Below are 20,735 nucleotides of genomic sequence, written 5' to 3'. Positions count from 1 at the left end.
ACGCGACGTACTCAGCTATTTAGCCGCAACCAGGCAAGCACCTCGTCGGCATTGCGATCCGGAGGAAAGACCGGGTAAAACACCTTCCTGATCCTGCCGTCCTCGGCAATCAGCGTCAGCCGCTTGAATAATTCCATCCCCGCAACGGTGAAGGTCGGTAACCGCATAGCACCCTTTAACTGAAGGAAGCTGTCACTTAACAGATGAAACGGCAGATGCAGACGGTCTTGTGCCTCTTTTTGATATTCAGAGGGTTGAGTACTCACGCCAACAACGCCTGCCCCGAGTTGATTGAGCTCCTGATAGTGATCACGGAAGCTGCATGATTGGGGTGTGCACCCTCGCGCGCCTGGAATACCATCCCATCCATCCGGCAAAGGCACATCTGGACGGCCGGTCATCGGATAAACATAGATGACCCACCGGCTTTTAAGATCATCCAAGTTAACGAAATTGCCATCAGTACTAGGGAGAGATATCTTGGGCAGATATGCTCCCTCAAGATGCGCTGCCGCACCATCGTCAATAGGCACTGGTAGGTCACTAGGCAATTGGGACAGGTTGCTGTTCATAACATCTCTTCCGACATAGATTGAAAGTTGCCGCGTTTTGCTTGGCCTTCCCGAGCGGTTGATCTGCTCATCAGCCACATAGTATTAGAGCTTGCCATAGTAAAAAAGGCAGCCGAAGCTGCCTCTTTTACTAATACCAGCCTTAAGACTGGTTTACCGTACCAGATTACTTAACAGTCACAGTGCCGCGCATCATGGTGGCATGGCCAGGGAAGGAGCAGAAGAATGTATACTTTTCGCCAGCATTCAGCTTGCTTACGTCAACCTTGACGCTGTCCTTCTCACCGCCGCCGATCAGCTTGGTGTGAGCAATCACGCGAGCATCATTGGCCTTAACGAAATTGCCAGCTTCACCAGCGGCAACGCCATCGTTCATCACACCCTTGAAGTCAGGAGTCTTGGTGATCACCAAGTTATGGCCCATGACGTTCTTTGGCAGGGAGCCTGTGTGCTTCAGGTTGACAGTGAAATCTTTACAGCTCTTTTCAATATCGATGTTCTTGGTGTTGAATTGCATAGCGTCGTTAGCTTCGACATCCACCGAGCAGCCAGCTGCCAGTACGGAACCAGAGAACAGTGAAGCGAACAACAGAGCGACGATTTTGCTGGATTTCATAATTACTTCCCTCATCTAAAATTAGGCAATATTGCCTGTGTTATAGAACTTCTCTTTTGTTACTACCAAACAAACTACAGCTTTTGGCCTCTTATGCGTCCATGCACTGTTGCTGCATCAGGGCATATTGTCTGTTTCTCAACGTTTAACTGAGAAACATTATCAATTAAACCAGTTATTTTTTCCAGTACCAGTAACACACTTTCTATAACGTATCAGTTCCGGTTTGGATGACAGAACGGGCAATTCTATACAAAATCATCCACCTGCAACAGGTTTATGCTCAGAAGATGCCACAATTTCCTGCACGATCAGGCTGCCAACCATATCACCTTCAACGTTTACCGTGGTACGTACTGTGTCAAGCAGGCGGTCTATGGGCAGTAGTATTGCGATTGCCTCGGCAGGCAAACCGACCGACTGCAATACCATGACCATGGTCACCATACCAGCACTGGGGATCCCCGGCGCGCCAATTGATGCCAGCATTGCCATGAAAAACACTATGAGTTGCTGCACCAGATTAAGTTCCACCCCTACCAGGTTGGCAATGAACAGAGCGGCGGAGGCTTCATATAACGCAGTGCCATCCATGTTGATGGTAGCGCCCAGCGGCACGACAAACCCGGCAATATTGCGCTTGACCCCAAGCTGTTGCTCGGTGCAACGTATGGTCACCGGCATGGTGGCAGAGCTTGAACTGGTAGCAAATGCCGTCACCAGTGCGTCACGCGCCCCTTTCCAGAACTGCCAAGGCGTCACTCTGGTGATGATATAAAGAATCCCCGGCAGGATAATCACACCATGCACAAGCATGATGCCTACCACCAGCAGCATGAATTCGCCCATGCTGGCAAACAGGCTGGAATCCTGGGTTGCCACCAGTTTGGCAAGCAAGGCCATGATACCGAACGGCGCCAAGCGCATCACCCAGCCAACGATCATCATCACCAGGTCAAACGCTTCCTGCATAAGGGCGAGGAAATGACGGTAACGCTCGCCGCCAATGACAATGGCAATGCCGACAATCAGGGCAAAAATAACCACTGCCAGGATATTGCTTTGAGCAAGTGCGGCGAATGGGTTCTGAAACAGACCGAGTATGAACTGGCTGAAGAATTCACCTACCGTGAGTTGCTCGCTGTGGAAATTCTGCGTAGCGTCGGCAAACATGCTCAGATGCATGCCGGCACCAGGCTTGAAGATATTGGTCGCCACCAGCGCCAGCAGCACGGCAATACCCATTGAAATACTGAAGAACACCAGTGTGGAAATCCACACCCGGTGCATCTGCTGGTGCGCCTGCAGGTTGGCAACGCCGACCACGATGGAAGTAAACAACAACGGCACCAGCACCATTTTCAGCAAGCCGATAAAAATCCCGCCTACCATTGTGCTGGTGTACAAGCCGGCCTCTTGCACTGCAGAACCCGGCTCCGTACTACCAAGCAAAAATCCCAGCACTATACCCAATACAGCACCTAGCAATATCTGTGTGTTCAGGCTGGGAAATTTCATACTGTTTCCTTGTGTTTTTAAGCGCCGAGTTCGAACACCGCGGCAAAGAAACCATCAGTTTCATGCTTGTGCGGCAGCAATTTCAGGTAAGTCCCGGTATTGAGCGCCACCTGCTGCTGCGCCAGAATCTCGCTTGCATCCAGCAGCTTGAACTGCGGATGCGCGGCAAGGAAGGCCTCGGCCAGTTGCTCATTTTCTTCGGCCAGCAAGCTGCATGTCGCATAAATCAACCTACCACCTGCCTTGACCAGCTTGGCAGCACGCGCCAGGATGGCTGCCTGCTTGGCAGTGAGCTCTGCAACGTCATCCGGCGTCTGTTTCCATTTGAGGTCGGGATTGCGTCGCAATGTCCCCAGGCCGCTGCAAGGCGCGTCCACCAGCACGCGGTCGAACTTGCCGTTGAGGCGCTTGAGCTTGGGGTCTTGCTCGCTGCTGATCACCTGGCTATGCAGGTTGGAAAGTCCCGAGCGCTTGAGGCGCTGCCCAAGATTATGCAAACGCTTTTCCGAGACATCAAACGCATAAAGCCTGCCGGTGTTGCGCATCAATGCGCCCAGCGCCAGTGTTTTTCCACCCGCTCCAGCACAGAAATCCGCGATCATTTCACCACGGCGCGGCGCCACCAGCAACGCCAGAAGTTGGCTGCCTTCATCCTGCACCTCGATCTTGCCATCGGTAAAGAAAGGATGTCGGTTGATGGACATGCGCTGGGGCAGGCGGATGCCGGTTGGAGAATAAGGCGTTGGCTCTGCGGCCGCATTTTCACTGGCAAAACGCGCCAGCACTTCGTCGCGGTTGCTCTTGACCAGGTTCACGCGCAAATCCAGGCTTGCGGGCTTGTGCATGCTGCGCGCAATCACCAGGGCTTCTTCCGCGCCATATTGCGCCTCCAGCCGCTGCCATAGCCATTCCGGCACGTCTGCCTGGATGGCAGAGCTCAAGCCTTCAGTGGATTTGGCCTTGATTTCCTGCGCCCATTCCTTCTGCTGCTTGTTCAAGAGTTCATCAAGCTCGCGCAGGCTGTTTCCCTGCACTCTGACCAGCCATGCCACTAACAGGCGGCGCGGGTCTTCACTGTCAGCGACATGGGCAAGAAAGGACTTGCGGCGCAATACGCCGTATACCGACTCGGCAATCCAGCCTCTTTCCTTGTTGCCCAGTTCGCGGTGCTGGCGGAAAAAACTGCCCAGCTTGGCATCCGCCGGGCCGGTATTGCTCAACACATCCGCCAATGCCACACCGGCAAACCTCAATACATTCTGGTTCATACACTCATTTCAATAAATCGGTCGATATCTGGACGGCCACTTGTTCAATCACACTGCCATCCTCTTCAGTCTTACGCATTTTAACCGGCAGGTAATGATAATCCACTGCCAGCCACAATTCAGTTTTCTCGCTGCCTTCCTGGCTGGTCTTGGCTATATGCCATGTACGAACCGCGCCAAACTCGGTATTCAGGGTTTCTTCGCCCTCGAAGTTATAGTTGTATTCGCTCAACTTTTTGCCATTGCTGACACTCAGGTTCATCTGCTCCAAGGGCGGTGCAAAAATGAACTGGTACATAAAACTCAAAATATCCTGCGTGCCCTCGGGCAAATCCACGGTTTTCACACCCTTGGCCGTTTCCAGCGTCAACTTGCGCTGCTCCCAGTCAAACCGGGATTGCTGCTTCTTGTTATCGCCCTTGCCATACTGATAAACAAAACGCTCTGGCCGCAAACCATGCTCTGAAACCGCTCCCTCGCTCTGTTGCAGCAGTTTCCCTGATACCACCAGCGCCGCCAGTCCCTTGGCTTCTGTGGCGCTGATCAGTTCGTAGCGTCCATCTTCCTGCATGCGATAGCTAATGTTGGTCACGCCGATCTTGCTGCCATTTTCGCCACGCAACACCACAAACTCAGTATCAATATAGCTGAAAGTTGGCTGGGCATGGGTTTCTGCTATCACTTCTTCTGCCATGCTGCTCGCATCCATAGACGGCTCCTGCACTTGCTCTTCGGCAGGAGATGGCACGCCTGTCTGCTCATCAGAAAATTGCGCGCCCTGCTCGACTGCGACAGGTTCCGGTGACGCGACTTCCTGCCCATCGTACACAACAGGCTCATCCGCAACCGCCAAAGGCGCAACAGGTTTGGGTGAAGATTTTGGTTTTTCAGGCTGCGGCTTCGGTTGTACTGACGCAACAGGCGCTGGCACTGACGCTGCCAGCAGTTGCACCTTCTGCGCCTGGCCTCCCTGTTTAGCGAAATCCAGGCTGGGTAAATGCCAATATTCACTCCCCAGAATCATCAGGTGAAACAATAGTGAAAGCAGAACCGCAAGCGCCAACCCGGCAGGCCAGCGCTTAAAGGAAGGCCTGCTGAAAACGCTACTCCACATTGATGCTGGTGAGCACCTGTTCTATCTTGCTGCCTTTGTCGTCCAGCATCATAAGTTTGACCGGCAGGTAATGCTGCTCAGTACCCAGCCACAACTCTTTTCCATCCTCATCTGCATCAGGCCCGGCCTCGCTCAGGTGCATGACCTTGAACTTGCCCGCAGCCGTTTCCAGGGCTTCATCCTTGGCGTCGATATTGTAATGGTAAGTGCGCAGCTTTTTGCCCGTGGTCACGGGCAGCTTGAGTTCGTTGCCGGCAGGCGGCACGAACATGAATTGGTATACGAAGCTGCTGAGGTCCTGGGCGCCAGCTTCGAGCGGCACGGTATTGAGCTTGCCCTTGACCTTCATCTTGAGCTGGTTCGCGCCCCAGTCAAAGTCGGTATAGAGCGAGCGCTTTTCATTGTCGCCCTGGTGCAACTCAAAGTGTGCGGGCTTCAAGCCCTGGGCCGTCACCTCGCCTTCGCTGGTAAGCCTGCGCTCGCCAAACAGGGCATAGACACCAACGCCCTTGGTGACGCTTTCAATACGATAGCGGTTGCCTTCCTGACGGTAGGTTTCAGTCACCTTGGCAAATGGCTGGCCGTTGCGCGTGGCTTCATAAGTGAGCTGCACTTGTTTCGGTGCGGCTACCGCCATGCCGCTCACGCACAACAACAATAGACTCAGGGTACGCATGCTGGAAATTGACATTTGGCCTCCTAGAACATGAAGGGCGGCGCACTGCACCGCCCCGGACAAGCACTTTGAGCGAGTGCGAGCAGACATCCAGTTGGCAACTGAATGCCGCTTTAGTTCTTTATATGACCACGGTGGGCGCCTCGCCCGCCGCCTGCGCACGGATACGGCCAATCTGCCACACCTGCTCGCCCTCGGCAGCCAGCAAGGCCTGGGCCGCTGCGGCATCCTGCTCCGCCACGATCACCACCATGCCAATGCCGCAGTTGAAAGTGCGGTACATTTCCTGGTCGGTGACATTGCCCTGCTCCTGCAGCCAGGAGAACAGAGAAGGAATCTCCCAGCTGCCTTGGCGCACCTCGGCAGTCAGCCCTGCAGGCAATACGCGCGGCACGTTTTCGGTAATGCCGCCGCCGGTGATATGCGCCATGCCCTTTACTTTCACCGCCTGCAATAGTTTGAGTAAGGGCTTCACGTAGATGCGTGTTGGCGCCATCACCACATCACGGAAGGGCCGGCCGTAAAAATCGCTGTCCATATCCACGCCGGAAATATCGATCAGCTTGCGGACCAGCGAATAGCCATTGGAATGCGCGCCATTCGAGGCAAGGCCGAGCACCACGTCGCCCTCGGCAATGGTCGAGCCATCAATCAGGGCATCCTTGTCGGCGGCGCCGACGACAAAACCCGCAAGGTCATATTCGCCTGCCGGGTACATGCCTGGCATTTCAGCGGTTTCCCCGCCCACCAGCGCACAGCCGGACTGCTCACAGCCAGCGGCAATACCCTGCACCACTTGGGCGGCAACATCCACATCCAGCTTGCCGCAAGCGAAGTAATCCAGGAAGAACAGTGGCTCGGCGCCCTGCACCAAGATGTCGTTGACACTCATGGCGACGAGGTCGATACCCACCGTGTCATGCTTGTTGAGCTGGAAAGCTAGCTTCAGCTTGGTACCTACACCATCGGTGCCGGAAACCAGCACCGGATTCTTAAATTTTTTCGGCACCTCGAACAGGGAGCCGAAGCCGCCGATTCCCCCGAGCACCTCGGGGCGCATGGTACGTTTTGCAAATGGCTTGATTCTCTCAACCAGGGCGTCCCCGGCCTCAATGTCTACACCGGCATCGCGATAGCTAATCGAGATTTTTTCAGAATTCAAGTTGAGTTCTCGCTTTCCACAAGATAAATTTAGATAATCAGGGCGTAATTTTACCTGATAATAGTCGGCAAACGATAATAAAGAGCGGCTAACAAAACTCAGCGAAGCTTCTGGCTAGGCGCTCTGCCGCAGGCTGGGCAACAACACCAGGAGAATTTTGTTAGCCTCTCTTAAAGACCGCGGCAGGAAAATGGCCTTCGTGCCATGCTTGCCCACCACAATTTGCAAGTGAACCGCATTGAAACAACTACTTCTTGATATCCAGCCACCTGCCGCGCCCAGCCTGGACAACTTTGTGACCGGCCGCAATGCCGAGGCGCTGTTCCAGTTGAAACGCACCGTGCTTGAAAACGATGACGCGCGTTTTATTTATCTCTGGGGAGAAAGCGGCTGCGGCAAAACCCACCTCATACAGGCTTGCAACGCGCTCGCCAGCGATTCTGGCCTCAACATGATCTGCGTGGATGACGTGCACCTGCTTTCCGATGACGAGCAGATTGCATTGTTCGACCTCTACAACCAGTTGCGCGAATCCGGCGGCCGGCTGCTAGCGAGCGGCATTGCCGCGCCGGGCCAGATGAGCTTGCGCGATGACCTTGCGACACGCCTAGCCTGGGGGCTGAGCTATCAGCTCCATCCATTGAGCGATGAAGAAAAAACCCAGGCATTGAAAATCCATGCCAGCGCACGCGGCATGAAACTGCCGAATGAAGTGCTGGAGTACTGCCTGCGCCACCTTCGCCGTGATATGCCCAGCCTGATTGCCACCATAGATGCGCTTGATGAGTGGTCGCTCACTGCCAAGCGGGCCGTGACCCTACCTTTGCTGAAGCAGCTGCTGCAAGCTTCTGCCAACCAATAGAAAGCCGCAACCATGGCCATTTTCCGCTGTAGCCGTTGCAATTTCATTCAGGAATCTGAAGCCGCACTGATCGGACAGGATATTCCCTGCCCCAAGTGCCAGCATCAGAACAAGGTGTGGGATACGACCTTTTTCGTCAGCAAGCTGCTGGAAAAATACTTTGCACTGCATCAATCGCTGAAGCGGTTGCAAGCCAGCGAATCCGAGGAAGATGCCGCCCCTGCCGAGACACCACGCTCCCAGGACTTTTCCAGTACCGAGATGCTGTCCAGCCCCGGGCAGGCGCTACCTATCCTCCGCTGGTTCGAACGCAAGAAGATCGCCGTCGAAATCAACCCCAAAGCCGTGGACACCACCGGCTTTTTCGATGAAGTCGCCAATGCCATTGCCGAGGACTATGCCACCCTACGCCCCTTGATCGGGCAGATATGCCATGCCTACAAGGAAAACTATAATGGCACGACGATCAAGCTGGCCAACCGCAAAGCGGATGAGATCAGCCGCATTACGCACTTTTGCAAGCAGTTGCATGATTACGCTTTCCTGAGCCGCCTGGTACAACAGAAAAGTGAGAAAAGCCTGCGCCTGATCCTGCAGCCCTCGCCCGTCATCCGTCAGTTTTTCAATGGCATCTGGCTGGAATGGTATGCCTTGATGCAAACCCTGGATTTTGCCAGCCAGCGCAACCTGCCATTCTCCTGCGCACGCAATGCCAAGATCACGCTGCCCAATGCGGATGTGTACGAACTGGACGTGTTTCTGCTCCTGGATCAGGAAACCCCGATCTGCATTGAGTGCAAAAGCGGGGATTACAAGCCTTATATCGAGAAATACCGCTTGCTCAAGAAAAGCCTGGGACTGCAGAAATCCCAGTTCCTGCTTTGTGTTGCCGACCTGCCCGACGAGCATGCACAAGGCCTCACCAGCATGTATGACATCACCTTTACCAGCCAGAAGAACCTGCTGACCCACCTGATGCGGTTGTAGTAATCCAAACTCCCTGCACTCCCGGGAAACTGTTATAACAAAGCTATCACAGGCAAGCAGGTGGAATTTTGTTACTATAGAGAATAACCCTTCTACAAAAAGGAGTATTACATGTCCAACATGAAAGCTGCGGTATTCGTCTCCCCCGGACGCATCGAGTTGCAAGATAAACCCATTCCCGAAATCGGCCCGCTGGATGCATTGATCCGCATCACCACCACCACGATTTGCGGCACCGACGTGCATATTCTCAAAGGGGAATATCCTGTTGCTACCGGGCTGACCGTTGGCCATGAACCTGTCGGCATTATCGAAAGGCTCGGTTCCGAAGTACATGGTTTCAAGGTAGGCCAGCGCGTGATTGCTGGCGCGATTACGCCCAGCGGCTACTCCAACGCCTGCCTGTGCGGCATCGGCGCGCAGGACGGGCCTGATAGCCCGCACGGCTTCAAAGTGGCAGGCGGCTGGAAATTCGGCAATACCATTGACGGCAGCCAGGCTGAATACCTGCGCGTGCCGGATGCCCTGGCCAACCTGAGCGTGATTCCTGACCACCTGAGCGACGAGCAGGTGCTCATGTGCCCGGACATCATGTCTACCGGGTTCTCCGGTGCCGAGCGCGGCAATATCAAGATCGGCGATACCGTGGTGGTATTTGCCCTCGGACCCATCGGCCTTTCCGCCGTGGCAGGCGCAAAACTGCTGGGCGCCACCAAGATCATCGGTGTGGATGCAGTGCCGGAACGGCTGACCATTGCACGTGCGCTTGGCGCGGACCATGTGGTCAACTTCAAGACCCATGACCCAGTGCAGGAAATATTGAAACTAACGGATGGCCGCGGGGTGGATGTGGCGATTGAGGCACTGGGCGTGCAGCAGACCTTCGAGTCCTGCCTGCGCGTGCTGCGTCCGGGCGGCACCTTGTCCAGCCTCGGTGTCTACTCTACCGAACTGAAGCTGCCGCTTGATGCCTTCGGCGCAGGGCTAGGAGACTTCACCATCGTCTCCACGCTATGCCCAGGCGGCAAGGAACGCATGCGCAGATTGATGGATGCCGTGGGTTCCGGCCGCGCCGACCTGAGCAAGCTGGTGACACACCGCTTCAAGCTGAGCCAGATCAACGAAGCCTATGAACTGTTTGCCAACCAGCGCGATGGCGTGATGAAGGTGGCAATCACGCCTTAAAGAATTTGGAAGTGATTTAATAGCGGCCAACAGATCAGCACAACAGCCCGCAGTACCGCAAGGCAACAACGCCTGCCGCACTAGTCCAGTATGATGGCCTGCTGGCCAGTCTGTCCCTTGTTATCATGCCACGCTACGCTGATGGTATCGCCTGGCATGGCACCGGCAACATAAAACACCAGGTAGGGATCGCGGGCCACGCCCGTGCCCCACTGTGCCTGCATAATCTCTTTACCGTTGTGTTCGGCCTGCAGCAACTGGATAAAATGCGCAGCAATGTTCGCACCAGTTGCGTCTGTGCCATGTCCAGTTTGCATCGGGTGAGCTATCGTCAGCTCGACCTCGGCCACACCGTTCTCCAGCCGCGCATGCATGCCGACTATGCCTGCATAATGTGCCATCAGCCTGCTGTGCCTTTCCTGACCCGAATGTAGCGGCTGGCCTGGTAATACTGTCCACCCGCCTTGACCACTGCCTCAACCTTCTGGCTTCCGGCCAGCTTGATCCGGGTCACAATATAAGGCTGTGCGCCATGACTGAATGTGAAATTGGCAACCAGCGGCACCGGATTCTTTTCCGCGAAAATCGCAATCGCTTCTGTGCCGGCAATCCGGCTCATGATTTCGATCTGCGCTGCCTCGCCATGCGCGACAGATTTGGGCGCCACAATCTCGATTTCCCGGCTGTGAGTGGCGCTGTTGCCTTGCAGTTCCTGCCCGGCAACATCAGCGTTATCCATCTCGAATGCAGGTTTGTTCCAGATGGCTGCCCAAGCCTGCCAAGGCGTAAGCAACAAAGCAGAAACCAGCTGCAATAGCGTACGACGCCCGGGTTTAAGCCTGAGGTTCAATCGCGCCTCTTGTCGTCAAGCTGCTGGCGCAGCTGGTTGCGGCGCGCCTCGACAATGGATTTCTCATAGAAGTCGCCATCCTGCGCCTTGGTGGCAAGATCCATCTGCTCAAGCGCTCCGCGCAGGTTGTAACGCCGCGCATAGGCTTCTCCCTGCGCATGGTGCATAAGCAGCGACTTGCCCTGCGTGCTATAGGCACGCGCCTTCAACTCATAGAAATACGGGTCGTCCGGGAATTGCGATTGCTTGTCCGCGATCAGTTGCAGCAACTTGTCGACTTGCCTGGAGTTCAACAGGTGCTCGGCATAGCCGTAGATCAATGCACGATGTTCCGGATAAGTGCCCAGGGCTTCCAGATATTGCTGCTCCGCCACGGCAGGATCCTTGCCTGCCACGGCTATCCTGGTCGCTACTGTTTCTATCATGGCATTGGGCACCGTATTCTTGCGCAGCCAGTTGACCTGCTCGCGCGCGCCGTCAAGGTCGTTCTTGCGCAGCATGGCGAGGGCAATGCCGTAATGCTGCGCTGCTTCATTGCTAAAGTTGTTTTCCTGCAGGTTGATGCGGAAGATGTTGATTGCGCTATCCGCGGTGCCTATATTAGCCAGCAGTTTGGCCTTGACGAAGTGGAACTCGGCACTTTCCTGTATCACGCGAAAGCTGCCCTGCTCCACACGATTGCGCACATCGGCAATCCGTTCCACGGTCAGGGGGTGGGTCCGCAGAAAAGCAGGCGCACTGCCCTCCGAGAAGCGCGAACCCTTTTGCAGCGTTTCAAAGAAGGAAGGCATGGCGCGCGTGTCGAATCCGGCATTCTCCAGTATCTGCAAGCCTACGCGGTCAGCTTCACGCTCGTGTTCGCGGGTATAGTCGATCTGCTTCTGTATCGAATTGGCAGTGGCAGCGGTGAGCGCACCGCCTGTCAGTTGCGGGTTGCTGCGCGCCGCCAGCAAAGCCAGCGCCATGGTTGCCATGCTGATGACGGAATCGTTCTTCTGCCTTGCCAGCATGCGCGCAAGGTGGCGCTGCACCACGTGGCCGATTTCATGGCCAAGCACCCCGGCAACCTCGGATTCATTCTTGGCTGCAAGCAACAGGCCGGTATGCACCCCGATCACGCCACCCGGCATGGCAAATGCATTGATGCTGTTATCCTTGACCACAAAGAAATTGAAGCGCTGGTATTTGTCCGGGCTGTTGGCGGCCAGCCGGTGCCCCAGATCATCGATATAATCATTGATTTCAGGGTCTTCAAGCACCTGGCTGCTGGCATAGACGTCGCGCATGATCTCGTCGGCAATGCGCTGTTCATCCAGCGGCGACATGACGGTGGCGGAATAGTCGCCAAGCTCAGGCAGGCCATCTGCGAGCGCAAACGGTGCAAAGCTGATCAGGAATACGATTGGATAAAGCGCTTTCATCGTTGCTATGATAGCAACCTCAAGCATCAAGTTCACCAGGGTCTGTGATGTATCCTGGCAATCACTCAGGAATCCGCATGAGCAAGCTCACCCATTTCGATGCCAGCGGCCAGGCCCACATGGTCGATGTTGGCGGGAAATCTGAAACCAGACGTGTGGCAGTCGCCAGCGGCAGCATCCGCATGCAGCCAGAAACCCTGTCCACCATAGCAACAGGCAACGCCAAGAAAGGCGATGTGCTGGGCATTGCCCGTATTGCCGCCATACAAGGCTCCAAGCGCACTTCCGACCTCATTCCGCTTTGCCACCCCATCCCGCTCACTAAAGTCGGCGTCGAATTCAGCATCGACCACTCCCAGAATACCGTGCATTGCCAGGTGACCGCGGAAACCGTGGGCCGCACCGGGATGGAGATGGAAGCCCTCACTGCCGCCAGCGTGGCATTATTAACGATTTACGACATGTGCAAGGCCATGGATCGCGGCATGGTCATCAGTGAAATCCGCTTGCTGGAAAAGCTCGGCGGCAAGTCAGGACATTGGCAGGCAGGGGAATAACTATTTCTTGCGCGCGCGTGGATGCGCAGCATCATACACCTTCGCCAAATGCTGGAAATCCAGGTGCGTGTACACCTGGGTAGTGCTGATATTGGCATGGCCCAGCATCTCCTGCACCGCACGCAGGTCGCCGCTAGATTGCAGCACATGGCTGGCAAAACTGTGGCGCAGCATGTGCGGATGCACGTTGCTGCTGATTCCCTGCTTGAGCGCCCATTGCTTGATGCGATACTGGATGGAACGGCCGCTGATCCGGGTGCCCGCCCGGTTAAGGAAAACCACTTGCTGATCCCCAGAGGATGCTGGCTGGCGCACTGCCAGCCAGTTCTGCATGGCCTTGATGGCATGGCTGCCCATGGGCACGATACGGGTCTTGTTCCCTTTGCCGGTCACCGTTACCGTACCCTCAGGCAGGTTCAGGTCAGCAAGGTTGAGCCCGGTCACCTCGGACAGGCGCAAGCCTGAGGAATAAAACAATTCAAGTATCGCCTTATCCCGTATTGAGAGTGTGTCCTCGCCTTCCATTTCCACCAACTGCACCGCCTGGTCTACAGCCAGCGCCTTGGGCAGGGACTTGGGAGATTTGGGCGCGCGCATATCGTGGCAAGGATTGCTGGTCGCCCCATGGCGCTTGACCAGGAAGTCGAAAAAACCGCGCCAGCCTGAAAGGTGACGCGCAATCGTCTTGCCGCTCAGGCCGCGGCCATGCAGCGCGGCAATAAAACGCCGGATATGGGCAGGCTGCAACTCAGCCAGCGCAAGCTCCGCCTTCAGGCTGAGCAGCAATTCCAGGTCCCGCCGGTAGTTTTGTACGGTAAGCCGGCTCAAGCCGCGCTCGAATTGCAGATGCTCAAGGTACAGCTGCAAGTGATCCATGCTGGCTAAACGGTGATATGACGCAGCAAGGCAGCGCTCACCAGCTCGCCGATGCGCTTGAGGTAGAGCGTGCCCATGTCGGGGTAGAAACGCTTTTCATCATCACTAGCCAGCGCGAGTAAACCAAATACCTGTTCGCCCTTCAATGCAATGATGGCAAAAGAGGCAGGCCGCGCCTCTGCGCCAAACCAGCCCTGCAATGGCATGCCTGGCCGATTGCCACAATAGGGGGCGCCCAGGCCGCCAGCCCAGCGCTGTAGCTCCTGGTCCACATCAGAAAAGGCAGGCAACTCGCGGTTCCCGGCATTACGCGGCTGCGCCCACAGGCGCAGGCCCACATGCGGCACCTGGAAATCTTCGCGCAAGCCATGCTCCAACAGGGTCAAGAGTACTCCCAGGTCCTCGGTAGCCAGCAAACCCAGGCTGAGCCGGTGCACTTTTTCGCTGATCGCGTCGTTTTCTTCTCCATACTTGATCAACTGCGCCAACTTGGCATCCTGCACGCGGATGCGGTCGCGCTGCGCCAGCTGCTGGCGTTCCGCCAAGGAAATCGTGCCCTGTCCGTGCGGGCTGGGCAGGTACAGCTCGGTCAGCAGCGTCGTATGATGTTCGAAAAACTGCGGGTGCGCCCGCAGGTAACTTGTCACCTGGTATTCATTCGCCTGCGCTTCGTTATTCTGGTCTTGTGGTTCCATGCTGATTCCTTGCAATAGCCATTTGGCTGTTAAATATCAATGCTGCCTTCAAATACCGTTTCTGCAGGGCCGGTCATCAAAACCGGTTGCTGCCCGCCATCCCAGGCAATCGTCAGTTCGCCGCCACGTGTCGTGACCCTGACGGGGGATTGCAGCAAGCCGCGCCTGATGCCGCTTACTACAGCAGCACACGCGCCAGTGCCACAGGCCAGGGTTTCACCACTGCCACGCTCGAATACGCGCAAGCGGATATGGTGTGCGTCCACCACCTGCATGAAACCGGCATTGACCCGCTGGGGGAAACGCGCATGATGTTCGACCAAAGGCCCAAGGCTCGCCACGGGTGCTGTTTCCACATCGCTCACCACAGTCACCGCATGCGGGTTGCCCATGGAAACAGTGGAAATTTCCAGCATCTGGTTTTCCAATGACAGGGGGTAAGTGACACTCTCCCCATCAGCGACAAAAGGAATCTCGGCAGGCTGAAAACGCGGCTCGCCCATATTGACCGTGACCAGCCCGTTGTCCTCAAGTTTGGGCAGAATGATGCCGCGCGCCGTTTCCACGCGAATTTCCTGCTTGCCGGTCAACGCCTTGTCGTGAACAAAACGGACAAAGCAACGCGCGCCATTGCCACATTGTTCCACTTCGCCGCCATCGGCATTGAAGATACGGTAGCGAAAATCGGCACCTGCCACAGTGGGCCGCTCCACCAGCAGCAATTGGTCGAACCCGACGCCGAAGTGACGGTCTGCCAGGCGACGGATGGCGGCCGCATCAAGATTGACTGGCGTGCTATAGCCGTCAACCACAACAAAATCGTTGCCTATGCCCTGCATCTTGGTAAAAGTGAGTTTCATATATTTTCTTGAACTGGGGCCATCGACCTATTCTAGGCGATCGCTATTAATCTATGAAGTATTGATCAAGGATTGTTTGCCTTGCCGTGCGGCTTGGGCTGTTTGAACCTGCGGTAGCTCCAGAGATACTGCTCCGGGCATAGCCTGACCAATTGCTCAATTCCCTGATTAATATTGGCTGGCGTCGGCTCCAGCTCCAACGGTCGGATATGAATCACATAGCCACGGCCCCATGCCAAACGCTCGCCAAACGCCAGCAATACCCTTGCGCCGGAAGTGTCTGCCAGTTTGCCCACCAGTGTCATGGTATAAGCCGGTGAGCCGAAAAAATCCGCCCAAGCGCCCTCGCCAAACTCGGGCACCTGGTCCGGCAGAATGCCAATCGCCTCCCCCTGCTTCAAGGCCTTGAGCAAACTGCGCACCCCACTCAAGTTGGTAGGCGCCTGCTTGATCTGGCTGCGATTGCGGCCTTCGTCAATCAAGGGCGCAAGCCATTGCTGGCGGGCCGGACGATACAACACCGTAATCGGGTGCCGGGCAGCGTAATACAAGGCCGTGATTTCGTAGCACCCCAGGTGCGGTGTCAGGAAAATGATGCCTTGCCCTTGCGCCTGAGCCGCTTCCACATGTTCCCAGCCATGGCACTCTTTCACCCAAGGCAGCACGCGCGCTTGCGGGCGGAACCAGATGGCGAATGTCTCGATCAGCCCCTTGCCTGTTTCTATGACGCTTTGGCGCACCAACGCGCGATAATCGGCAGGCGTCTGTGCAAGACCGACAATATTGAGGTTTTTACGGGTGCGCCGTAGTATTTTCTGGGAAAAAAAATAAAATCCCCAGCCAGCCAGCACGCCAATGCCATTGATCAATGGCAAAGGCAGCACTGCCAGGATGCGTAATAATGCTTTAAGCATGTACTTCTTTTTGAAACATCATGATTTTGCTATTCTAACAACCTTTTGCATAATTGATTTGGCAGGAGCTCATGAGCGAATACCTATTTACATCCGAATCCGTATCCGAAGGCCATCCCGACAAGGTCGCCGACCAGGTCTCGGACAGCATTCTGGATGCCATCCTCGAACAAGATCCTACTGCGCGCGTGGCAGCGGAAACTTTGACCAATACAGGCTTGGTCGTGCTGGCAGGCGAAATCACGACTACTGCCAATGTCGATTACATCAAGGTTGCGCGCGACACCATCAAGCGCATCGGCTACGACAATGCCGACTACGGCATAGACCACAAAAGTTGCGCTGTGCTGGTTGCCTATGACAAGCAATCGCCGGATATCGCACAAGGCGTTGACAATGCCAATGACGATCCGCTGGATCAGGGCGCAGGCGACCAGGGCCTGATGTTTGGCTATGCCTGCGATGAGACCGCGCAGTTGATGCCTTTGCCAATCTGGCTGTCGCACCGCCTGGTGGAGCGTCAATCCCAGTTGCGCAAGGATAGCCGCCTCCCTTGGCTGCGTCCGGATGCAAAAAGCCAGGTCACTGTCCAGTATGTAGATGGCAAGCCGTACAAGATTGATACCGTACTGATTTCTACCCAGCACTCGCCTGACATCACGCTGGAACAAGTGCGCGAGGGGGTGATTGAGGAAATCATCAAGCCGTCGCTGCCGCAGGAACTGATCAAGGGCGACATCAAGTTCTTGGTCAACCCGACTGGCCGTTTTGTCATCGGCGGCCCGCAAGGCGATTGCGGCCTCACCGGGCGCAAGATCATTGTCGACACCTACGGCGGCGCGGCGCCACATGGCGGCGGCGCATTCTCCGGCAAGGACCCTTCCAAAGTGGACCGTTCCGCTGCCTATGCCGGCCGTTATGTTGCCAAGAACATCGTGGCAGCAGGCCTCGCCTCCCGCTGCCTGGTACAGGTTTCCTACGCCATCGGCGTAGCAAAACCAACCAGCGTCATGGTGGAAACCTATGGCACAGGCAAGGTACCCAACGAAGTCCTGACGCAATTGGTGCTAGACCACTTTGACCTGCGCCCCAAGGGCATCGTGAAAATGCTGGACTTGCTGCGCCCGATCTACTCCAAGACTGCGGCCTACGGCCACTTTGGCCGTGACGAACCGGAATTTACCTGGGAAGCTGCCGACAAGGCGGCAGAGCTACGCGCAGCCGCAGGCATTTAACTGCAAACCCCTGCCAATGTGAAAGCTGGTATCAGAAATGCTGAAGAAAATATCTGTCAGCCAGCTTCGCATTGGCATGTTCCTGCACAAACTGGATGTATCCTGGATTCATCATCCATTCTGGCGCAACGCCTTTCTTATTTCCGACCAGTCTGAAATAGACAACCTCATCCATAGCGGTGTGAGCGAAGTCATCATCGACACCAGCAAAGGGGTTGATGTCGCACCGGCAGCAAAAGTAAAGACAACCCACACGCCATCCACCACACCGTCACGCGCACCGTGCAAGGTAGACATCGCTGAAGAACTGGAACAGGCCGCGCGCATCTGTGCCAATGCCAACCGCGAAGTAAAGCATATGTTCCAGGAGGCACGACTGAGTCGTGCCGTGGATAGCAACCAAGCCATGTCACTGGTCAATGAAATTTCCTCCTCCGTCAGCCGCAACCCTGGCGCGCTCATCAGCCTGGCCCGGCTCAAAAGCTACGACGACTATACCTACATGCACTCAGTCGCGGTATGCGGGCTCATGATCGCGTTGGCAATACAAATGGACATGGATGAAGAAGAAATACGCCTCTGTGGTCTTGCCGGCCTGCTCCATGATATCGGCAAGATGGAAATCCCGATGGACATCATCAACAAGCCGGGCAAATTGACAGACGCAGAGTTTGCAATAGTCAGGGATCACCCGGAAGCAGGGCATACCCTGCTATCCGCTTCTGCCAATATTCATCCCATCGTGCTCGATGTGTGCCTGCATCACCACGAAAAGATTAATGGCACTGGCTATCCATACCAGCTGGCCGGCGACAAAATCAGCACTTATGCACGCATGGGGACAATTTGTGATGTCTATGACGCCGTTACTTCGGACCGGATCTATCGCAAAGGCTGGCATCCGGCTGATGCCTTGCGCAGGATGGCAGAATGGACAGACGACCACATTGACACCCAGATTTTCCAGGCATTTGTAAAAAGCCTCGGCATCTACCCGATTGGCTCTCTGGTACGCCTTGAGTCTGGGCGCATAGGTGTCGTTGTGGACAACAATCCGGCGTTCCTGCTCAAACCAAAGGTCAAGGTATTTTTTTCCACCAAGTCCGGCACCCACATAATGCCGGAAATCATCAACCTTGCCCAACCAGGCAGCAAGGAACATATCGTGGCAATCGAGAACCCGGAAGACTGGAACTTCCCCAGCCTCAACCAACTCTGGACAGGTGGCGCACTCCCTTCCTGATCGCTGCCGCACCAGCAGACACCAGGTAGTGACATACCCACGGCAACAACACTATAATACCGCCTCTACCGAGGAACGTTGCAAGGACGGAAACCATCCCTAGGCTCGGTTGACGCAGCACACGCTGCGTAAACGGCGTTCACCAGATTGACACGTACCGGTCATGAAGATGGTGAAACGTCGCGAACTCAAGTCTCGCCCTCTTCCCACTGGTCGCACATTCCACGCGGACATTCAAGCGCCCGCGTCGTTTAACGTTTTAAAGGATGAATACTGTGGCTGACACCCAAGACTATATCGTTGCCGACATCAACCTGGCTGAATGGGGCCGCAAGGAAATCGCAATTGCCGAAACCGAAATGCCGGGCCTCATGGCAATCCGTGAAGAATTCGCGACCACCAAGCCCCTGCGCGGTGCGCGCATTACCGGCTCCCTGCACATGACCATCCAGACTGCCGTGCTGATTGAAACCCTGCGCGACTTGGGTGCGGAAGTACGCTGGGCCTCCTGCAACATCTATTCGACCCAGGACCATGCCGCCGCCGCAATCGCAGCACAGGAGATTCCTGTATTTGCAGTCAAGGGCGAAACCCTGGATGAATACTGGGAATACACCCATCGCATCTTCGAGTGGCCGGATGGCGGCTACAGCAACATGATCCTCGACGATGGCGGCGATGCCACACTGCTGCTGCACCTGGGTAGCCGCGCGGAAGCCGATGCCACCATCCTCAACCACCCGGCCAGCGAGGAAGAAACCAGCCTGTTCAAGGCTATCAAGGCCAAGCTCGAGCAAGACGACAAGTGGTATTCCACACGCCTGTCCAAGATCCTGGGTGTGACCGAAGAAACCACGACCGGCGTGCACCGTCTCTACCAGATGCACAAGGAAGGCAGGCTGGCATTCCCTGCCATCAACGTCAACGACTCCGTCACCAAGTCCAAGTTCGACAACCTTTACGGCTGCCGTGAATCCTTGGTAGACGGCATCAAGCGCGCAACTGACGTGATGGTGGCCGGCAAGATCGCCGTTGTCGCCGGTTATGGCGATGTGGGCAAGGGTTCGGCACAGGCGTTGCGTGCGCTATCTGCCCAGGTATGGGTCACCGAAATCGACCCGATCTGCGCATTGCAAGCAGCAATGGAAGGCTACCGCGTCGTCACCATGGATTATGCTGCCGAGCATGGCGATATCTTTGTGACCGCTACCGGCAACTACCATGTCATCAACCATGAGCATATGCTCAAGATGAAGAATCAGGCCATCGTCTGCAATATCGGCCACTTTGACAATGAAATCGATGTCGCCTCGATCGAGAAATACCAGTGGGAAGAAATCAAGCCGCAGGTCGACCATGTGATCTTCCCAGACGGAAAACGCATCATCCTGCTGGCCAAGGGCAGGCTGGTCAACCTCGGCTGCGGCACCGGCCACCCCAGCTATGTCATGAGCTCCTCGTTTGCCAACCAGACGATTGCCCAGATCGAGTTGTTTGCCAATACTGCCAAGTATCCTGTCGGGGTTTATACTCTACCCAAGCATCTGGACGAAAAAGTGGCCCTGTTGCAACTGAAAAAACTCAACGCGCAACTAACCACGCTGACCGATGAGCAGGCAGCTTACATCGGCGTGGACAAGTACGGCCCGTTTAAGCCAGAGCACTATCGCTACTAAGCATGATGCCCGGCTCACCGCCGGGCATTTATGTAGATAACCTAACCAGCCCGGCAAGACCGGGCATATTCAAGGAGAATAGCAAGATGAAGCTCTTGATTGTGTGGTTGCTCAATGCCCTGGCCCTGCTTGCAGTGGCTTATGTCGTTCCTTCCATCCATGTATCCGGGTTGGGAAGCGCCCTGCTTGCCGCGGCAGTGATCGGCCTGGTCAACATGCTGATCCGCCCAGTGCTGGTCATCCTGACATTGCCAGTCACCGTGCTGACTTTAGGTCTGTTTCTATTGGTCATCAATGGCCTGCTGTTCTTCTTCGTTGGCCATATCCTGCATGGTTTTGAAGTGCAAAGCCTGCTTGCCGGCATTCTAGGCGCCATTCTCTACAGCCTGATTTCCTGGGCACTGATTGCCCTGATATTGGGCACCAAAGATTAACACCGCATTTGCAA

22 protein-coding genes and 1 riboswitch are annotated in these 20,735 nt (G+C 55.6%); of the genes, 8 read left to right on the top strand and 14 right to left on the bottom strand.

Going from position 1 to position 20,735, the window contains the following annotated elements:
- Nucleotides 1-11: 11 nt before the first annotated feature.
- From LG198_RS05775 to purM, 7 genes are all read right to left on the bottom strand, one after another.
- Nucleotides 12-572, bottom strand: a complete 561-nt coding sequence (locus LG198_RS05775; protein WP_230342232.1) for a peroxiredoxin — start codon at nt 570-572, stop codon at nt 12-14.
- A 166-nt stretch (nt 573-738) separates the two neighbouring features.
- The gene (gene azu / locus LG198_RS05770) at nt 739-1,188 is read right to left on the bottom strand and encodes an azurin (protein ID WP_230342231.1); all 450 of its coding nucleotides are present in this window, start codon (nt 1,186-1,188) and stop codon (nt 739-741) included.
- A gap of 258 nt (nt 1,189-1,446) precedes the next feature.
- Nucleotides 1,447-2,706 (bottom strand): dicarboxylate/amino acid:cation symporter, encoded by a 1,260-nt coding sequence (locus LG198_RS05765; RefSeq protein WP_230342230.1) that lies wholly within the window; start codon nt 2,704-2,706, stop codon nt 1,447-1,449.
- A 17-nt stretch (nt 2,707-2,723) separates the two neighbouring features.
- A complete protein-coding gene (locus tag LG198_RS05760; protein ID WP_230342229.1) occupies nt 2,724-3,974 on the bottom strand; it encodes an RsmB/NOP family class I SAM-dependent RNA methyltransferase in 1,251 nt (416 codons plus the stop codon).
- Nucleotides 3,975-3,978: 4 nt separating this feature from the next.
- Nucleotides 3,979-5,088 (bottom strand): DUF3108 domain-containing protein, encoded by a 1,110-nt coding sequence (locus LG198_RS05755; RefSeq protein ID WP_230342228.1) that lies wholly within the window; start codon nt 5,086-5,088, stop codon nt 3,979-3,981.
- Nucleotides 5,078-5,779: a DUF3108 domain-containing protein gene (locus LG198_RS05750; protein ID WP_230342227.1), complete on the bottom strand. Its 702-nt coding sequence runs from the start codon at nt 5,777-5,779 to the stop codon at nt 5,078-5,080. Before LG198_RS05750 ends, LG198_RS05755 begins: the two co-directional genes overlap by 11 nt.
- Nucleotides 5,780-5,885: 106 nt before the next feature.
- A complete protein-coding gene (gene purM, locus LG198_RS05745; RefSeq protein WP_230342226.1) occupies nt 5,886-6,926 on the bottom strand; it encodes a phosphoribosylformylglycinamidine cyclo-ligase in 1,041 nt (346 codons plus the stop codon).
- Nucleotides 6,927-7,164: 238 nt separating this feature from the next.
- Here purM and LG198_RS05740 point away from each other — a divergent pair, with 238 nt between their 5' ends.
- The 3 genes from LG198_RS05740 (at nt 7,165) to LG198_RS05730 (ending at nt 9,960) form a co-directional block, all read left to right on the top strand.
- Nucleotides 7,165-7,788 carry an HdaA/DnaA family protein gene (locus LG198_RS05740; protein WP_230342225.1) on the top strand — a complete coding sequence of 208 codons (624 nt, stop codon included), beginning with the start codon at nt 7,165-7,167 and terminating at the stop codon, nt 7,786-7,788.
- A gap of 12 nt (nt 7,789-7,800) precedes the next feature.
- Nucleotides 7,801-8,775, top strand: coding sequence for a PDDEXK family nuclease (locus LG198_RS05735; protein WP_230342224.1), 975 nt, complete (start codon nt 7,801-7,803; stop codon nt 8,773-8,775).
- 111 nt (nt 8,776-8,886) lie between these two features.
- Nucleotides 8,887-9,960 carry an NAD(P)-dependent alcohol dehydrogenase gene (locus LG198_RS05730; RefSeq protein WP_230342223.1) on the top strand — a complete coding sequence of 358 codons (1,074 nt, stop codon included), beginning with the start codon at nt 8,887-8,889 and terminating at the stop codon, nt 9,958-9,960.
- 80 nt (nt 9,961-10,040) lie between these two features.
- Here the strand turns inward: LG198_RS05730 and soxZ are convergent, their stop codons facing one another.
- Genes soxZ through LG198_RS05715 form a run of 3 tightly spaced genes read right to left on the bottom strand, consistent with a single transcriptional unit; the run spans nt 10,041 to nt 12,231 of the window.
- Complete coding sequence (gene soxZ, locus LG198_RS05725) at nt 10,041-10,361, bottom strand: thiosulfate oxidation carrier complex protein SoxZ (protein WP_230342222.1); 321 nt, start codon at nt 10,359-10,361, stop codon at nt 10,041-10,043.
- Complete coding sequence (locus LG198_RS05720) at nt 10,361-10,810, bottom strand: thiosulfate oxidation carrier protein SoxY (RefSeq protein ID WP_230342221.1); 450 nt, start codon at nt 10,808-10,810, stop codon at nt 10,361-10,363. Before LG198_RS05720 ends, soxZ begins: the two co-directional genes overlap by 1 nt.
- Nucleotides 10,807-12,231 (bottom strand): M48 family metalloprotease, encoded by a 1,425-nt coding sequence (locus tag LG198_RS05715; protein WP_230342220.1) that lies wholly within the window; start codon nt 12,229-12,231, stop codon nt 10,807-10,809. The genes LG198_RS05720 and LG198_RS05715 overlap by 4 nt, the downstream gene beginning before the upstream one ends.
- Before the next feature lie 77 nt (nt 12,232-12,308).
- Here LG198_RS05715 and moaC point away from each other — a divergent pair, with 77 nt between their 5' ends.
- Entirely contained in the window at nt 12,309-12,788 is a 480-nt protein-coding gene (moaC, locus tag LG198_RS05710; protein ID WP_230342219.1) for a cyclic pyranopterin monophosphate synthase MoaC, read from the top strand.
- Here moaC and xerC read toward each other — a convergent pair whose 3' ends face one another.
- The 4 genes from xerC to LG198_RS05690 form a co-directional block, all read right to left on the bottom strand.
- A complete protein-coding gene (xerC, locus tag LG198_RS05705) occupies nt 12,789-13,664 on the bottom strand; it encodes a tyrosine recombinase XerC (RefSeq protein WP_230342218.1) in 876 nt (291 codons plus the stop codon).
- Nucleotides 13,665-13,669: 5 nt separating this feature from the next.
- On the bottom strand, nt 13,670-14,359 hold the full coding sequence (locus LG198_RS05700) for a DUF484 family protein (RefSeq protein WP_230342217.1): 690 nt from the start codon (nt 14,357-14,359) through the stop codon (nt 13,670-13,672).
- 29 nt (nt 14,360-14,388) lie between these two features.
- Complete coding sequence (dapF, locus tag LG198_RS05695) at nt 14,389-15,219, bottom strand: diaminopimelate epimerase (protein ID WP_230342216.1); 831 nt, start codon at nt 15,217-15,219, stop codon at nt 14,389-14,391.
- A 65-nt stretch (nt 15,220-15,284) separates the two neighbouring features.
- The gene (locus LG198_RS05690) at nt 15,285-16,133 is read right to left on the bottom strand and encodes a lysophospholipid acyltransferase family protein (protein ID WP_230342215.1); all 849 of its coding nucleotides are present in this window, start codon (nt 16,131-16,133) and stop codon (nt 15,285-15,287) included.
- Nucleotides 16,134-16,204: 71 nt separating this feature from the next.
- Between LG198_RS05690 and metK the strand changes: the two genes are divergently transcribed.
- The 4 genes from metK (at nt 16,205) to LG198_RS05670 (ending at nt 20,721) form a co-directional block, all read left to right on the top strand.
- Nucleotides 16,205-17,368, top strand: a complete 1,164-nt coding sequence (gene metK, locus LG198_RS05685; protein ID WP_230342214.1) for a methionine adenosyltransferase — start codon at nt 16,205-16,207, stop codon at nt 17,366-17,368.
- Between the two features lie 37 nt (nt 17,369-17,405).
- Nucleotides 17,406-18,611 carry an HD-GYP domain-containing protein gene (locus tag LG198_RS05680; protein ID WP_230342213.1) on the top strand — a complete coding sequence of 402 codons (1,206 nt, stop codon included), beginning with the start codon at nt 17,406-17,408 and terminating at the stop codon, nt 18,609-18,611.
- Between the two features lie 64 nt (nt 18,612-18,675).
- Nucleotides 18,676-18,759, top strand: a riboswitch (S-adenosyl-L-homocysteine riboswitch).
- Between the two features lie 118 nt (nt 18,760-18,877).
- The gene (gene ahcY, locus LG198_RS05675; protein WP_230342212.1) at nt 18,878-20,287 is read left to right on the top strand and encodes an adenosylhomocysteinase; all 1,410 of its coding nucleotides are present in this window, start codon (nt 18,878-18,880) and stop codon (nt 20,285-20,287) included.
- A gap of 86 nt (nt 20,288-20,373) precedes the next feature.
- Complete coding sequence (locus tag LG198_RS05670; RefSeq protein ID WP_230342211.1) at nt 20,374-20,721, top strand: phage holin family protein; 348 nt, start codon at nt 20,374-20,376, stop codon at nt 20,719-20,721.
- The last annotated feature ends 14 nt before the right edge of the window (nt 20,722-20,735 follow it).

Origin of the sequence: Methylobacillus arboreus (assembly GCF_020532725.1) — a bacterium.
Classification (GTDB): Bacteria; Pseudomonadota; Gammaproteobacteria; order Burkholderiales; family Methylophilaceae; genus Methylobacillus; species Methylobacillus arboreus.
Note: the sequence above shows the minus strand (reverse complement) of the source record. Positions and strands in the feature narration are given on the sequence as shown.

What these genes read in the sequence shown, in the direction of transcription:
- LG198_RS05775 (WP_230342232.1), bottom strand. Translation starts at nt 572, where the DNA reads ATGAACAGCAACCTGTCCCAATTGCCTAGTGACCTACCAGTGCCTATT.
- azu (WP_230342231.1), bottom strand. Translation starts at nt 1,188, where the DNA reads ATGAAATCCAGCAAAATCGTCGCTCTGTTGTTCGCTTCACTGTTCTCT.
- LG198_RS05765 (WP_230342230.1), bottom strand. Translation starts at nt 2,706, where the DNA reads ATGAAATTTCCCAGCCTGAACACACAGATATTGCTAGGTGCTGTATTG.
- LG198_RS05760 (WP_230342229.1), bottom strand. Translation starts at nt 3,974, where the DNA reads ATGAACCAGAATGTATTGAGGTTTGCCGGTGTGGCATTGGCGGATGTG.
- LG198_RS05755 (WP_230342228.1), bottom strand. Translation starts at nt 5,088, where the DNA reads ATGTGGAGTAGCGTTTTCAGCAGGCCTTCCTTTAAGCGCTGGCCTGCC.
- LG198_RS05750 (WP_230342227.1), bottom strand. Translation starts at nt 5,779, where the DNA reads ATGTCAATTTCCAGCATGCGTACCCTGAGTCTATTGTTGTTGTGCGTG.
- LG198_RS05735 (WP_230342224.1), top strand. Translation starts at nt 7,801, where the DNA reads ATGGCCATTTTCCGCTGTAGCCGTTGCAATTTCATTCAGGAATCTGAA.
- LG198_RS05730 (WP_230342223.1), top strand. Translation starts at nt 8,887, where the DNA reads ATGTCCAACATGAAAGCTGCGGTATTCGTCTCCCCCGGACGCATCGAG.
- soxZ (WP_230342222.1), bottom strand. Translation starts at nt 10,361, where the DNA reads ATGGCACATTATGCAGGCATAGTCGGCATGCATGCGCGGCTGGAGAAC.
- LG198_RS05715 (WP_230342220.1), bottom strand. Translation starts at nt 12,231, where the DNA reads ATGAAAGCGCTTTATCCAATCGTATTCCTGATCAGCTTTGCACCGTTT.
- moaC (WP_230342219.1), top strand. Translation starts at nt 12,309, where the DNA reads ATGAGCAAGCTCACCCATTTCGATGCCAGCGGCCAGGCCCACATGGTC.
- xerC (WP_230342218.1), bottom strand. Translation starts at nt 13,664, where the DNA reads ATGGATCACTTGCAGCTGTACCTTGAGCATCTGCAATTCGAGCGCGGC.
- LG198_RS05700 (WP_230342217.1), bottom strand. Translation starts at nt 14,359, where the DNA reads ATGGAACCACAAGACCAGAATAACGAAGCGCAGGCGAATGAATACCAG.
- dapF (WP_230342216.1), bottom strand. Translation starts at nt 15,219, where the DNA reads ATGAAACTCACTTTTACCAAGATGCAGGGCATAGGCAACGATTTTGTT.
- LG198_RS05690 (WP_230342215.1), bottom strand. Translation starts at nt 16,133, where the DNA reads ATGCTTAAAGCATTATTACGCATCCTGGCAGTGCTGCCTTTGCCATTG.
- metK (WP_230342214.1), top strand. Translation starts at nt 16,205, where the DNA reads ATGAGCGAATACCTATTTACATCCGAATCCGTATCCGAAGGCCATCCC.
- LG198_RS05680 (WP_230342213.1), top strand. Translation starts at nt 17,406, where the DNA reads ATGCTGAAGAAAATATCTGTCAGCCAGCTTCGCATTGGCATGTTCCTG.
- ahcY (WP_230342212.1), top strand. Translation starts at nt 18,878, where the DNA reads ATGAATACTGTGGCTGACACCCAAGACTATATCGTTGCCGACATCAAC.
- LG198_RS05670 (WP_230342211.1), top strand. Translation starts at nt 20,374, where the DNA reads ATGAAGCTCTTGATTGTGTGGTTGCTCAATGCCCTGGCCCTGCTTGCA.